The sequence below is a fragment of the Bacillus sp. BB51/4 genome (assembly GCF_008368845.1).
GTDB classification, from domain to species: Bacteria; Bacillota; Bacilli; order Bacillales; family Bacillaceae_G; genus Bacillus_A; species Bacillus_A wiedmannii.
Window position 1 is genome coordinate 213,492 of record NZ_QOSC01000012.1, and the last position, 14,998, is coordinate 228,489.

Sequence of the window (14,998 nt, forward strand, 5' to 3'; positions counted from 1 at the left end):
AATGATAGTATTTGTGTATTAATAGTAAATTTGGTTCTGACGCAAAGAGTGCACCCATTCGAAAGAGGTATATAGAATTTTAATGAAGCCTGTTCTTGTGGGCATTTCACAACATGCCTATCAAATTAAGCGATTTTAATAGCCCTAAGTAGAAAAAATACGCTATTCTTTCTGTAGAATCATAGGAAAGGATGGCGTTTTTTATGTCTGTTTCTGTGTATGACGAATTACAACTATTTGCTCAAGAGATTCAAAGTTTTTTATCTCCAAATACCTTACGGGATCTTGCAAAAGATGTTGGCTTTGTACAACGAACCAGTAAGTACCAAGCAAAAGATTTAGTCGCTTTATGTGTATGGTTGAGCCAAAATATAGCTATGACTTCTTTAACTCAGTTATCTAGCTGTTTAGAAGCATCAACAGAAGTACTCATCAGTCCTGAGGGACTGAATCAACGGTTTAATAAGGCGGCCGTCCAAATTTTACAACACCTACTAGCCGAACTACTAAGCAAAAAATTGGCCGCATCTATGCCGATTTCTTCTCCATACACTTCTGTTTTCAAGCGTATTCGTATTTTAGATTCAACTGCATTTCAACTCCCGGATGTATTTTCATCGGTTTATCCAGGTGCAGGAGGATGCAGCCATACAGCTGGGATAAAAATTCAACTTGAGTATGATTTGTTAAGTGGACAGTTCCTACATATTCATACAGGTCCAGGTAAACAACATGATCGCACTTACGGCTCTCTGTGTGCCCCAACTGTGACAGCGAATGATTTATGTATCCGAGATTTAGGTTATTTTCATTTAAAAGACCTTCAATATATACAAGATAAAGAGGCCTACTATATCTCTCGTATCAAGTCGAATACACGTATGTATCAAAAAAATCCTAGCCCTGATTATTTTCAAGATGGAAGAATTAAGAAAGGTACAGAGTATATACAGATAGATATGGAGACGTTAATGAACTCCCTTCAACCAGGACAAACATGTGAAATAGCTGATGCTTATGTAGGAATGATTGATAAAGTGCCAGCTCGTGTAATTGTTCATCGATTAACAAAACAACAGCAACAAAAACGATTACAAGATCAAGCTGTAAGAGAAAAAAAGAAAGGAATGAAGTATTCTCCTCGTAGTAAACGACTCAGTGGTATCAATGTATATATGACAAACACCCCTACAGATATTGTCCCGATGGGACAGGTACATGACTGGTATTCTTTGCGTTGGCAAATCGAAATTTTATTTAAAACGTGGAAGTCATTCTTTCAAATTCATCATTGTAAGAAGATAAAACCAGAACGATTAGAGTGCCATTTATATGGTCAATTGATTGCCATTCTACTCTGTTCCTCTATCATGTTTCAAATGCGGCAATTGCTCCTCATGAAGAAAAAATGAGAGCTTAGTGAGTATAAAGCCATATATATGATTAAAGACTATTTTCTTCTTTTATTCCAAACTATACAAAAAAACACCCAAGAGCTATCAAAGGTGTTACTTCGCCTGTTCAATCTCCTACAGCAAAACGGGCGGAAATCTCATCGATATGAGAAAAAAACGGTCTTTGATATATTAGGTGTCGTTTACAATTGTACAATGTCTGAAAATCAAGCCGCTTAATTTAAAAAAGTGAAACCCGTTAGGGTTTATTTCGTATGCAAATCTTTCAATCATCTACACTTGCCTTTTAGAAAAAAAGAAACAATCTCGCTTGAAATTGACTTTACATAAGCTTAGCTTGATTTCGATGAGCGGTACCCCATAAAGGACCCTGATACATAATTGATGTTCTGCCATTTGTAGAAAACAATCCACTTATACCATTTTAACAAGAAGAAATATCTCGTCCATGTTGTAATATTGGCTTACGTTAAGCTTGTGAAAAAATCATATTCATGTATAATACAATTGATGTATGATACAATAGTTGTAGGAGGGTGACCTTTTTGAAAAGAGAAGATGCCTTAAAACTAAGAACAGATATTAAGAAAATGATTATAATAACTGGGGTTTTTGAATCTCAAAATTTGCCCAATGGACCATTTGAAAAACCTTTACCAACTTCTCAAATGATGGCGTTAGAAGAACTAGAGGTGGAAAAATTAACTGTTTGGCAACTATCCAATAAACTTAGATTAGAGACTTCAACTGTAAGTAGATTGGTAGATAAGTTAGTAAAAAAGGGGCTTATTTATCGTGAAGTAAATGAAAAAAATAGAAGAGAACTTTTTCTGCACCTCACAGAAAATGGTCACATAACTGTTAATTGCTTAAGAGAGCAATCCATTACATTTTATCAAAGTATTCTCAATAATTTATCAGAATCAGAACAAAAAATAGTTGTGGATGGTTTTGAATTATTTATTGATTCTATTTCTAAGCCTTTTGATTAGAGTGAGGTAAATCATAACATTTGGAGGATAAAATGAGTTTGGATTTTGAACGTCCTATTATTGAATTAAAAGAGAAATTTGATGAATTAAAGAAAATTATGAAAGAAAATAATGTAGATTTATCGTCAGAAATTCATGTATTAGAAAAACGTTTAAATCAAATGCAAGATAAAATTTATTCTAATATTACATCTTTTCAACGAGTTCAAATTGCAAGGCTACGTAACCGGCCCACGACATTGGACTATATACCTTTATTGTTTACAAACTTTTTCGAACTTCATGGTGATCGATTATATGGTGATGATAAAGCAATGATAGGTGGTATTGCAAAATTTAAAGGGATGCCCGTTACGGTTATTGGTCATCAAAGAGGTAGAAATACAAAGGAAAGTATAGAAAGAAATTTTGGAATGGCACATCCAGAAGGTTATAGAAAAGCGCTAAGACTTATGAAACAAGCTGATAAATTTAATCGCCCTATTATTACATTTATTGATACAATAGGCGCCTATCCAGGGAAAGGGTCTGAAGAACGTGGAATTTCTGAAGCGATAGCTCGAAATCTATTTGAAATGGCTACACTTAAAGTGCCAATTGTTTGTATTGTAATTGGAGAGGCATCAAGTGGTGGAGCTCTTGGCATTAGTGTCGGTAACCATATCCATATGTTAGAGTATTCATGGTACTCGGTAATTTCGCCAGAAGGAGCAGCATCTATCCTATGGAAGGACGCTAAGTATGCTCCAGAAGCTGCTGAACATATGAAAATTTCAGCAAAAGATTTAAAACATTTAGGAATTATTGATGAAATCATTCCTGAAATTAAAGGTGGAGCACAAAATGATATAAAATCACAGGCAAAAATGATTGAATCTGTAATCGAATCATCTCTAAAAAAATTGATACTATTATCCTCGGAAGAGCTTATACAACAGCGATATGAAAAGTATAGACAAATAGAGAATTATAAATGAAAGTATTTAAAGTCCGTATTACATTTCGGAGGATTCTCGCAAAAAAATTCTAAATATTTTGTAAGTAACCTCTTAAACTGGGATATGCTGATACTATTACTCTACAAAAGATGTGTGATCGGTATGGAAACGGAAAATTTGTTCAAATGGAAGCATTATCAGCAAGGTATTATTTTGTTAACTGTACGTTGGTACGGTACAACTTAATTTTTCGTGATTTAGTAGAAATGATGAGGAACCAGGATTATCCTACCATTATGCTAGAAATATATATGTTATATTTTCTTTTCCACTACCTGTGCACCAGAACCAAAAAATACGCTATTCTTTCTGTAGAATCATAGGAAAGGATGGCGTTTTTGTATGTATCTATCAATTTCTGACGAATTATAATTATTCGCTGAAGAATTATATGAACATCTTACTCCTTCATTTTTGGAAAATCTCGCTAGAGAGCTAGGTTTTGTAAAACGAAAACGTAAATTTTTAGGGTATGATTTAGCTACTATATGTGTCTGGATTAGTCAACGAGTAGCGAGTGATTCATTAGTCCGATTGTGTAGTCAGCTACATGCATCAACAGGAACTCTTATGAGTCCTGAAGGACTAAATAAGCGCTTTAATAAAAAGGCAGTGTTCTTTTTGAAACATATTTTCTCCACATTATTAAAAAATAAAGTTTGTGGAGGTACACCTTTGAAAATGACGTGATTTCTATGAGAATCATTAACAATCCCCATATAGATATTTAAATAGGCTCTCTATATTTAACGTATAAAAATTACACATTAAATATATTTTTTATGTTACATACATTAATTTAAGCTTAATTTCTCTTTTTTTATAAGCTCCTTAAACGGACTAACTTCTTACCAATCTTCAAAAACGCTTACGTTTTTAAATTTGTGTTCTAGTTTTTCTTCAACAGATAAATACATAACTACACATAAACTCCTTATATCTCTAGATAAACTACCGATTAGCTCCATATAGACTCTAGATAACCTATATAGAATACAAGTTATCAAGGAGGTAAGAGAAAATGAATTTTATGAAACGAGCAATTCTCAGTATGAAAAAAAGGATAGGAACATCATTAATTTTGATAGCAGTTTTTCTGATTGTTACAAATTTGGTTCTTTCAGGGTTCACAATCCAAAATGCATCAAAAAAAGCAGCGGATGCTGCAAGAAAAAAACTAGGTGCAGATGTTACTTTAGGTCTTGATTTCGATAAATTAGGTCAACAAGCTCGTGAAACTGGAGAGATGCCTAATCCACCGAAGCTTAACACAAAAGAAGCATATCAATTAGCGAAGTCAAAATATGTAAAAGACTATAATTACATAGGCAATACTTTCGGAATTTCTGATGGGCTTAAACTAGTAGGAGCTTCAGAAGGAGAAGATGAAGGAAAAGGTAAAGTGGGAATGGCGGCTGTACGAGGCGGCTCAGGCTCTGGTACAGAAATAGATATGAATGCTTCTTTTATGATTGAGGGAGTCCGCAAGACAGCTTTACAAGAAAGCTTTAAAAACGGAAAAAGTAAAATCATTGATGGAAAACCAATTACAGAACAGATGAAAGATCAGAATGTAGCTTTAATGGAAAAACGATTAGCGGAATTAAACAATTTGAAAGTAGGAGACAAAGTTACAGTGCAATCAGGGGATAAAAAGGAAACCCTTGAGGTTGAAATTATCGGTATTTACGAAACGAATGAGCAAGCAATGGGGCAACAGGCTCCTCCTATAATGGATCCAGCTAATAAACTATATATGCCGCATTCAACTATGAAAAAATTAGAAGTAGATCAAGGTATAAGTAGTGTTCAAGTCGTGTATTTCTTGAATGATCCACAATACATTGATGCATTTAAAAAAGAAGCAAAAAAATCTAATATTGATTTTAATTATTATAAATTAGATGCACATGATTCATTGTACAAACAAATGATTGGTCCTATCGAGAATATCTCTTCGACTTCTCAAATGATTATTTATATTGTATCGATTGCTGGTGCGATTATTTTAGGATTAATCATTATGCTATCAATTAAAGGACGTCGTAAGGAAATGGGGATTCTGTTATCTATTGGAGAGAAAAAGTGGAAACTGATGGCGCAGTTCGTAATAGAAGTAGTATGTGTCGCTATTTTAGCATTTGGATTATCCGTAACAACTGGAGCTAAAGTTTCTCAATATATCGGGGATCATTTACTTTCGAGTGAAATTGCTTCAGCGAGCGAAGAAACAGACACTACGCGAAATGGTACTGTAATGATGTCTGGACCTGGTGGTACTTTACAAAACCAAAAAGAAGATCCAATTGATAAAATTGATGTAAGTGTAACAGGAGAAGATGTAGGAAAAATGGGGGGGATTGGACTAGCTATTGCTATAATAGCAACGCTTCTTCCGGCATTATCTATTCTACGTTTAAATCCAAAACAAATTCTTTTAAAAGATGAATAAGGAGGCTTAATATGGAAACGATTTTACAATTTAAAAACTTGGATTATTATTATGAAAGTAATGGGAAAAATGTAGCGATACTAGATAATGTCAACTTTTCTTTTCAAAAAGGTCATTTTTATACAATTTTAGGACCATCCGGATCTGGAAAAACTACAACTCTAAGCTTAGGTTGTGGACTGGATGTCCCCAAAAATGGTTATGTACTGTATAATGGGAAAGATATTCGAAAAATTGGTTTGGATCGATACCGTAATCAAAATGTATCTGTAATTTTCCAATCTTATAATTTGATTACCTATATGACTGCTCTTCAAAATGTCCTAACAGCAATGGAAATTACAGGTGTCAAAGTGAAAAATAAGACGGTAAGGGCATTAGAATTATTAGAGAAAGTGGGACTCACAGAAATAGAAGCGAAACGAAACGTCTTGCAACTAAGTGGTGGGCAACAACAACGTGTAGCAATTGCTCGAGCGTTATCTTGTAATGTTGATTTACTTATTGCGGATGAGCCAACAGGAAACCTCGACGAAGAAACGGCCATGGATATAATAGAACTGTTTCAAGAACTTGCACATAAAGAAAATAAATGTATTATTGTTGTGACGCATTCACAGGAAGTTGCTAGAAAATCAGATCGTGCAGTGTATTTAAGTAATAAGAAGTTGGTCGTAAACGAAATCTAATATAAACATCGTAGTTTTTCAATTCACATAATTTTCGAAATTCATCACTTTCAAAAGCTTATATTTGATTTATAATAAAACCAAGCCATAAACAAAATGGTCTCCCTGTATTGAATGTTAAGATAGTTTGTTGTTCCCGTTGTAACAATATTTGAAAAAGAACTTGTAGGATATTCTACAGGTTCTTTTTATTATAATTGGTTACTTATATCATGGGGTAATTACACATAAAAAACGGGACATTACCTAGATATATGATCTAAATACTATCCCGTTTAATTATTTATCTACATAGTTATTGAAGAATTAAACCTACTATCATAAATAAACTACATACTATCATCCAACCAAACGCACAATAGCCGAAAATTCTAATCCATTTAGGTAATTGATTCATGTTAACTTTATTTGAGGGAACTCCTTGCATAGAAAACATCATTTTTTGATCTCTATCCCTATTATTTTGTTGTTCATACATAGCGTCATCACCTTTCCTGAACTATAGTGTTTATAGTATACGAGCCTGAAGAAAATTATGCACAGAATAGAAGGGGATAGCTTACATCTTATGTGGTGAATTTTATAAATAAAGACGTTTAATTAGTCATGGCTCTAAGCACTACTCCTTTATAAATACTGAAAAAGAGCCCTACTTAAATAGGACTCTTTTTCTTCAAGTATTAACTTGCTGGATGTGCATCAGAACCAAGATAACGTTCTTTTAGAATTTGAACATGATGAAGCTCATGGCCAGCAATGATGTATGCTAATGCACGTACTGTAACTTCAGAATTGTTCGCATTTCCTCTTTGTAACCAAGCTTCTTTATCTAAGATTCTAAGTAAATACAGGGTAGATTGGCGAACAACTATTAAATTCTCAAGAAGAACTTGCATAGATTGCTTATCAAAAGCAGCTCTAAGAACATACATATCATCGTTATAGCCTGGAAGTTCTGCTGTCTCGCCTCGAGCAATAGATAGCAATCGATACGCCATAATTCGTTCTGTATCCGCTATATGACCGAGTACTTCTTTTATACTCCATTTAGTAGGACCATACCGAAAAAGTCCCTCACTATCAGAAATTCCCTTTAATAAAAGATTCGTTTTCTTCATTTGTTGTTCTAAAATATGTATGATATTTCCGTCTGATACCAAGTTAATATACGTTGCATAATAGGAGTTATATTCACTTATCTTTGGTCTTATTTGCATACGAATCATCCTTTATATTTAATTTTTACATATAGCTTATCATAAAAGAGTTCCAAATTAATCTGAAAGTTTGATTTCACATTAAATAGAAACAACAATGAATTTGCAATGCGTATGTGTAAACACCTAAATTAGTTTGATATACAAATAGAGCCCCATATGAATAGGACCCTATTTCTCATTTTCTCTATACAGCTAAAGATTTGTTGGGGGTTTTTAAGTATTTTGTAAGTTTTCATAATAAATCGAAAGAGCTTGATTTCACATTAAATAACAAACATGAATAGGAATTTACATTTAATTCGCAGGGTACTTCTCACTTACAAGATCTTCAATGTTATTTGCTTCTTTAATTTCTTTTGATGATAACCAATTTGTATTTCTTGTTCCAGACTTATTTTTTAAATTGATGTCAAAGTTTTTCGTATTTAGTTCTTCTTTAAGGATTGTGGTTACTTTGATTAAATCCTCAATTAAAGGGGGAGTATTTTCAAATATAGTATTGGTCGTATTAATAACTAAAGTCACTATATATTTTCGATATTTTTCATCATCCGAACTTGAATACGTAATACCTTCAATTGAAAATCGATCGTTTTGCATTTCATGTAATTTTTCTTCTACTTTGGTCTGCGTTCTAATCCAATTTTTCCAGTATTCGTTTATTGGGTCTTTCATTGTGGATTTCATTGTTTGTAACAGTTCTTCTTTTGTTGTTACTCTTTGTACATTTTTAAAAGGTCCACCTAAAGATTTACCAGTATGATCTTTAATTTCTAGTTCTGTTATCTTTTTATTATTCTTCTGAATCAGTTGAAATAGGGCATATAAACGATCTAATTCTACGGAATCCAATTGGCTAAAGTCAATCTCGTTACTCATTTGCAAAGTTAATAGCAACTCATCTGTTGGGCTTCCTTCTTCTGGATTTTGATTATCCAACATATATTGCAGAACATTTTCATTTTCATTTTCATTTTCATTTTCCACGTACCCTAACTTTTTCATTTCTTCTAGAGTTGGTTGGAATTTCTGATATGCCTCATATGTTTTTTTTCCATATTTGTATTCATCACCTACTATATATGAATAGAGGAGGCCTTGTACCTTTACTCGAAATTTGAAATTTTTGTTGTTTTTTTCTTGCACAGTATGGTAGGTATTACCACCATTATTTTCATTTATCGAGCTCCAATCTGTTACCACAATATCGATACCGTGTTTTTCTTTTATATATTCTTGTACCTCAGATTCATTTTCTTGATTACAACCACTTAAAAATATGAAATATACTACTAGTAATATTACATTTTTTATGCTTTTCATATAAGCACTCCCTACGTAAGAATTAATTCTTGAATGTGCAGCACAATGCAAAGCTCTCTTTTCCTTCGTCATTTACGCTAACTTTTATACAGTTTAAACTTTAAATGATTAGAGCCTTGATGTTTTTCGCCCATATCAGCCCGAACATTACTGTTTTGAAATACAGAAAATTGATTTGTTTTAATCTCTTTTTAAATTCTACAAGTATATGATTTATCAGGTTCATCTTTACACTGTATTTTCATATCGTAAGAACAATTGTACAATAAAAATTGATTGTATTAATAAAATATCCCTTCCTTTAAATCGATACGGCGGAATTTATCAAAGAAAATGCTTCGTTCTACCAAATTTTCTTTACGATTAAATGCTTGATATTGCGATTGTAGGGGAAGATGAAAGGTTTTTAGGCATTCTTACCCACGCGAGAGTGATTGAACTACTACAAGAATCGTGGGGAGATAGGTACACACTAACCCTTGGGACAATTGAACCCTAATAAGTTTATACTTACTACAAAAACAAACAAACAAACTCGTCCTACTAAAAGGGGAGTTTGTTTGTTTTTTGTTCAGATAAAGGAATGTTCATGCAAAATTGCACACTATGTTCCCTATTTTGTATAGAATACTTTATATCTAGTGTTTCAAGAATTTGTTTAACAATATATAGACCTAAACCACTTCCTCCGGTATTTCGATTCCTAGATTTTTCAATTCGATAAAATGGTTTGAAAATTTGTTGTATATCTTCATCTTTAATATTGATACCTGTATTTATAATTTGCATTTTAATTTGACCTTGTTTAGAATCCTTACTTAACTTTATATAGACTTTTTCATTATGTGGTGAATACATAACTGCATTATGGATAATATTTTTACATGCTTTTTCAAAAAGAACACGATCTGTATAAACAGAAAGGTCAGAGTCAATTTCTTTTATTATTTGGATGCTTTTTTGAGAAGCGAAAAATTCAAGATCTTTTGTGATTGTACCAATTAACTTTGAAAGATTAACTTCTTCTATTTTTAGTTTAAAAGTGTGTTGTTCTAACTTTGACATACTTAAAATTTCACGAACTAGTTGTTCCATACTTTCAATAATTTGATGATTTTTCTTTAAATATTGATCACGATTTTGATAAGGGCCAATATTGTATATCATCCCTTCTAAGTATCCTTTCATTACAGTAAGAGGGGACTTTAATTCATGTGCTACAATCGCAAAAAACTCTCTGCGTTTTGTTTCTATTTCTCTTTCTTTTTCAATATCATTTTTTAATTGTTCATTTGCTTTTTTTAAATCAAACATAGCTTGTTGTAAGTTAATAGACATGTCATTCAAACTATTAGATAATTCTCCTAACTCATCTGTAGAACGAACCTCAATTTTTTCGGAGAAATCTAAATTTGCCATCTTTTGTGCACCCTCATTAATATAAATAAGTGGCTTTGTAATAAACCTGGAATAGAAATAAGCACTCCCTATACCAATTACGATCACAATGATACTAATATAGGGGAGAAAGCGCACTAATACTTGCGAAGCTTCATCAATCGGTTGAAATGTTGCGAACACTACAAGCGTTAAACTACCATCTTGGAATTGAATTGGTTCCGTAACATTATATGAATTGCTAATGGTACCTGCATTCTCAAATCGTGCTGCTTTAGTAACTACTGTTGTTTGTGTACCACGTTGAATAAAAGAAAATGAAGGCGAGTAAATAATTATTCCTTCTTTATTTTGAAGCGAAAGCATCGCGTTATTTTTTTTTGCGTATTCATCAAAAAGTGGTATCGCATCTTGAAACGTAAGATCTTTTGACTTATCAATTATTTCTTTTATCCCTGTTTGAAGTTGATCTGTTTTGTATTGCTCATAAAACGTAGGGAGAAAGAAATATAAAGTTAAATAAATCAATACTGCAAAGGATAACAAGATGAGAGATGTAGTCATAAAGAGTTTATAAGTAATTTGCTTCATCTTCATGATTTTTAAAATTTTATTCATCCACTTTATAACCAATACCCTTTATTGTTTTAATGTAGGGAATAGCTAGTTTTTTACGTAGGTTTTTAATATGTGTATCAATTATTCGTGTTTCTCCAAAATAATCGTATCCCCAAACTTTTTCTACGATATTTTCTCTTGTAAGTACTTTTCTCTCATTTTGAAATAGTAGTTGTAGAATTTCGAACTCTTTGGTCGTTAACAAAATTTCAACATCATCTACATATACTCGATATGCATCAACATCAATGCGCACTTCTTTAAATACCAAATGATTATTTACATTTTTATCATAACTTCTTCTAAGTACAGCTTCGACTCGTCTAATTAAAACATGAAACGAAAAGGGTTTTGTTATATAATCATCAATCCCAAGATCGAACCCTTTCATTTGATCTTCCTCTTCTTCTAACGCAGTTAGCATAATAATTGGTATGTTTGACTGACTTCGAATCATTTTAGCAACTTCAAATCCATTAAGATTGGGCATCATTACATCTAGAAGAAGTAAATCAAAGGGTTGCTTATTAAATTGTGTCATACCCTCTAGTCCATCTGAAGCAACTACCACTGTATACTGTTGTGTCATTAAAAATTGTTTAATTAATTCCTGAATTTCTTGATCGTCCTCAACCACGAGGATATGATAGTTTTTCATAATATCACCTCTGGTAGTCATTATAGCCGTACTATCTGTAGTTTATGTGGAGATACAGTAGGAAACTTCATAGGACGTTTAACGTATTAACTCCATTTTCAAGATCCTGTATTCTCCATAAAAAAGTATTATTACCCATATTCCTTTTTTATGGAGAAATATTTGTGTGCTTGAAAAAACTTATCATATAAAAAGCTGAACGATTAATATTTACAAAAAACTAATGTATAATAATGTAAATTGTATGTAGTTTTTTAACTGTTTGAAAATATACTTTTGATACTTTACTAGAAGGGGAAAGGGAGATGAATTTAAATATAAAAGAAGCCAGCGAAATTCTAGAGCGTACGCCACAAACTTTGTAGTTTTTTTGCTAATTTAGTAAAGGCCTAAGGTGCGAACAAGGGATTATTTAAATCATGTGAGAAAGGTTGTGAAATTATTTGAGGAGTTATAAAGCTATGCTGTTTGATTTAGATGATACGTTACTTGATAGGGATAAGGCAGTAGATAACTTGTTTTTATTAGTTTTAGAAAAGTGTTATGAGGATGTTAGTGATACAGTCAAAAACAATATGTTACAGAAATTCAAAGAATACGATAAAAGGGAATACGGCATTAGTAATAAAACGATAGTTTTAGAATCATTATTTGATGAATTCGCGCCAATATATAGATTACCACACAATTATATCCAAGATTTTTGGAATGAAAATTTCCCTACATGTTTTTCAATAGACCAAAATACTATTCATTTCTTAAATCATATAAAGAGTCACTTTAAAATTGGAATTATAACAAACGGCTCAACGCATAGACAAAAAGCTAAAATAATTAACACGAATTTAAACAATTACTTTGATACGATTATTATTTCTGAAGAAGTAGGATTGAGTAAACCTGATAAACGTATATTCGAACTAGCATTAAATAAGCTTAATGTGCAACCAGAAGATGTATTATTTATTGGAGATGACTTAGAAAAGGATATTGCTGGTCCTCAAAATGCAAATATAAATGGTGTGTGGTTTAACCCTCAGAAAATCAAGAATACTACCCAAATACAACCATATGCCGAGATTAACACTTTGGATAGTTTGTTAAGTTATGTTAATCCACAATATTTTTATAACAAGTAAAAGCAATTTCATATATATATTCAAAAATATAAAAAGAGAAACTATCATTAATTTCATTGACCGTATTAGTAATAAAAAATAGATATTTACAATAAAAAATAGTGGCGATTTTAATAGTTGCGGCTAATTTAATCTATGGTTAATACGAAGTTTTTTAAAATAATTTTACTCATACTGTGTAAATTATAAAGGGGTGGGACTATGGAAATAAAGAAAGTAGTAATCGATGGAATCAATATTGCGGTCATTAGAAACGATAAGGTATTAATATCGGATGTTCAGTCTGCATTAGATACTATAGCAACAGTTCAATATGAGGTAGATGCGAAACATATTATTATCCATAAATCTTTAATAAGTGAAGATTTCTTTGATCTAAAAACACGCCTTGCTGGTGATATCCTTCAAAAGTTTATAAATTACAGAGTAAAGATTGCTATCATTGGAGATTTCTCTATGTATACGAGTAAAAGCTTAAAGGATTTTATTTATGAATGTAATAAAGGAAAAGACATTTTTTACTTAGCAACTGAACAACAAGCAATTGAAAAACTAAGTACATTAGAATAATAACAATACCTCTTTTTCATGTCGTTTATTATTTACAACATATAAGAACTGACGTTTGTGGTAAACTAAGAAATGAATAAAGGGGGAGTTCTCTTGAACAATTTTAATGATACGATCCGAAATTTAAACAATATAGTTTACAAACCTAACAATTTAATAATTACGAATTTAAAAGAAGAAAAGCAAAACGCAGAATATGCAGGATGTTTATTTCACTTAAATAACAAAAGCATTCGTTTTAGAAAATCAAAAATTACTCCTAATAAAATTGGTCAATTTGTTTCTTTTTGGGAGAAAGATGACAATATGCAAAATCAAGCGTTTTCTTATGACGCTGCTCCTGACTTATTAGTTATCACTTGTATAGATGATAATAAACTAGGACAATTTATTTTCCCTAAAGAGATTCTTCTTAAGGAAAAAATCTTGAGAACACAAAATCAAAAAGGCAAGATGGCTATGAGGATTTATCCTATATGGGATAACCCTGTTAGCAATCAAGCTAAAAAGAGCCAAATGTGGCAACTTCAATATTTTGTTGATTTAAGCGATCATAATAATTTACCTATAGACAAACTATTACATTTGTATTCGTAACTTCTTATCTTAAGTAATCTTGTGAGTTAGACTTTTTGTACCGGTACAGTTAAACGAAATGTACATTGTTTCCGTACCCCATCAAATTTACAATCAGCATATACTATTTTAACTTATACATTTTAAGGGGTGCTGACTATGACAAGTCTACAACATAAGCTTTTTACAAGATTGAATCTTGCAAAGCGTACTGAAGTGAAGTTTGAAGAATTAAATACAATTCTCTTTGCATTTGCACACACTATACCATTTGAGAATTTGGATGTTATAGCACGTAATACGAATGCAATTACTATGGAAAATTTACAGGATAAAATTTCAACTAGATCCCGCGGCGGACTTTGTTATGAATTAAATACTCTTTTTTACTACTTTTTAAAAGATTGTGGTTATGATATACAACTCGCATTAGGTACCGTATATAAAAATGATATAAACGCATGGGCACTTGAGGATGGACATATAACGATTATTTTAAATTATGCTAACGAACGATACTTAATTGATGTAGGTATTGCTTCATTAGTACCTCTAGTCCCTGTACCTTTTACTGGCAAGTCTGTTTCTTCTAAAAATGGTACGTATCGAGTGAGACGAAAAGATACGAGTAAAGGGAATTACGTTCTAGAAAGAAAAGATATTAACTGTGAGTGGAAAGTTTGCCATGCTTTTTATAATCGTATCATTGATGAGGCAGTAGTGAATGATGTTCAAAAAAGAGTAATAGAAGATGAGAAATCTATTTTCAATAAAGGACCCATTGCGGTCAAATTAACAGACTCTGGCCATGTCTCTTTAACGAATACAAGTTTAACTGAAATGATTCATGGGGAAAAAACGAAACGTGAAATTACAGAAGATCAATATAGAGAGCTTTTATATACTTTATTTGCAATTAAGTTATGATAAAACAACTAGCCGGTTCTTAT

13 protein-coding genes and 3 pseudogenes are annotated in these 14,998 nt (G+C 31.9%); 11 read left to right on the plus strand and 5 right to left on the minus strand.

From position 1 onward, the window contains the following. Window positions 1-203: 203 nt before the first annotated feature. The 7 genes and pseudogenes from DN392_RS15820 (at window position 204) to DN392_RS15850 (ending at window position 6,546) form a co-directional block, all read left to right on the plus strand. Window positions 204-1,634: pseudogene (locus DN392_RS15820) on the plus strand (IS4 family transposase). Window positions 1,635-1,960: 326 nt separating this feature from the next. Then, window positions 1,961-2,407: a MarR family winged helix-turn-helix transcriptional regulator gene (locus tag DN392_RS15825; protein WP_000817665.1), complete on the plus strand. Its 447-nt coding sequence runs from the start codon at window positions 1,961-1,963 to the stop codon at window positions 2,405-2,407. 32 nt (window positions 2,408-2,439) lie between these two features. Then, window positions 2,440-3,384: an acetyl-CoA carboxylase carboxyltransferase subunit alpha gene (locus DN392_RS15830; RefSeq protein ID WP_000050729.1), complete on the plus strand. Its 945-nt coding sequence runs from the start codon at window positions 2,440-2,442 to the stop codon at window positions 3,382-3,384. A 123-nt stretch (window positions 3,385-3,507) separates the two neighbouring features. Then, window positions 3,508-3,626, plus strand: a pseudogene (locus DN392_RS15835) (IS6 family transposase); the annotation flags it as partial. Between the two features lie 121 nt (window positions 3,627-3,747). Next, window positions 3,748-4,068 (plus strand): annotated as a pseudogene (locus DN392_RS15840) (IS4 family transposase); the annotation flags it as partial. A gap of 358 nt (window positions 4,069-4,426) precedes the next feature. Further along, a complete protein-coding gene (locus DN392_RS15845; RefSeq protein WP_001010209.1) occupies window positions 4,427-5,857 on the plus strand; it encodes an ABC transporter permease in 1,431 nt (476 codons plus the stop codon). An 11-nt stretch (window positions 5,858-5,868) separates the two neighbouring features. Then, window positions 5,869-6,546, plus strand: a complete 678-nt coding sequence (locus DN392_RS15850; RefSeq protein ID WP_000447848.1) for an ABC transporter ATP-binding protein — start codon at window positions 5,869-5,871, stop codon at window positions 6,544-6,546. Window positions 6,547-6,841: 295 nt separating this feature from the next. On the opposite strand, the gene DN392_RS15855 is transcribed toward DN392_RS15850, so the two are convergent. The 5 genes from DN392_RS15855 to DN392_RS15875 form a co-directional block, all read right to left on the minus strand. Continuing rightward, window positions 6,842-7,024: a hypothetical protein gene (locus DN392_RS15855; protein ID WP_000273231.1), complete on the minus strand. Its 183-nt coding sequence runs from the start codon at window positions 7,022-7,024 to the stop codon at window positions 6,842-6,844. 202 nt (window positions 7,025-7,226) lie between these two features. Further along, window positions 7,227-7,763, minus strand: coding sequence for a DinB family protein (locus DN392_RS15860; protein ID WP_001167123.1), 537 nt, complete (start codon window positions 7,761-7,763; stop codon window positions 7,227-7,229). 297 nt (window positions 7,764-8,060) lie between these two features. After that, on the minus strand, window positions 8,061-9,089 hold the full coding sequence (locus DN392_RS15865) for a hypothetical protein (protein WP_088321637.1): 1,029 nt from the start codon (window positions 9,087-9,089) through the stop codon (window positions 8,061-8,063). Between the two features lie 543 nt (window positions 9,090-9,632). Next, the gene (locus DN392_RS15870; RefSeq protein WP_001033672.1) at window positions 9,633-11,105 is read right to left on the minus strand and encodes a sensor histidine kinase; all 1,473 of its coding nucleotides are present in this window, start codon (window positions 11,103-11,105) and stop codon (window positions 9,633-9,635) included. Then, window positions 11,098-11,763 (minus strand): response regulator transcription factor, encoded by a 666-nt coding sequence (locus tag DN392_RS15875; protein ID WP_088321638.1) that lies wholly within the window; start codon window positions 11,761-11,763, stop codon window positions 11,098-11,100. Before DN392_RS15875 ends, DN392_RS15870 begins: the two co-directional genes overlap by 8 nt. 461 nt (window positions 11,764-12,224) lie before the next feature. On the opposite strand from DN392_RS15875, the gene DN392_RS15880 reads away from it, so the two are divergent. From DN392_RS15880 to DN392_RS15900, 4 genes are all read left to right on the plus strand, one after another. Further along, on the plus strand, window positions 12,225-12,902 hold the full coding sequence (locus DN392_RS15880; protein WP_000895700.1) for an HAD family hydrolase: 678 nt from the start codon (window positions 12,225-12,227) through the stop codon (window positions 12,900-12,902). A gap of 201 nt (window positions 12,903-13,103) precedes the next feature. Further along, a complete protein-coding gene (locus DN392_RS15890) occupies window positions 13,104-13,472 on the plus strand; it encodes a DUF4180 domain-containing protein (RefSeq protein WP_000403455.1) in 369 nt (122 codons plus the stop codon). 93 nt (window positions 13,473-13,565) lie between these two features. After that, on the plus strand, window positions 13,566-14,069 hold the full coding sequence (locus DN392_RS15895) for a MepB family protein (RefSeq protein ID WP_001058781.1): 504 nt from the start codon (window positions 13,566-13,568) through the stop codon (window positions 14,067-14,069). Window positions 14,070-14,207: 138 nt separating this feature from the next. Next, window positions 14,208-14,975 (plus strand): arylamine N-acetyltransferase family protein, encoded by a 768-nt coding sequence (locus DN392_RS15900; RefSeq protein WP_088321639.1) that lies wholly within the window; start codon window positions 14,208-14,210, stop codon window positions 14,973-14,975. Window positions 14,976-14,998: the final 23 nt, after the last annotated feature.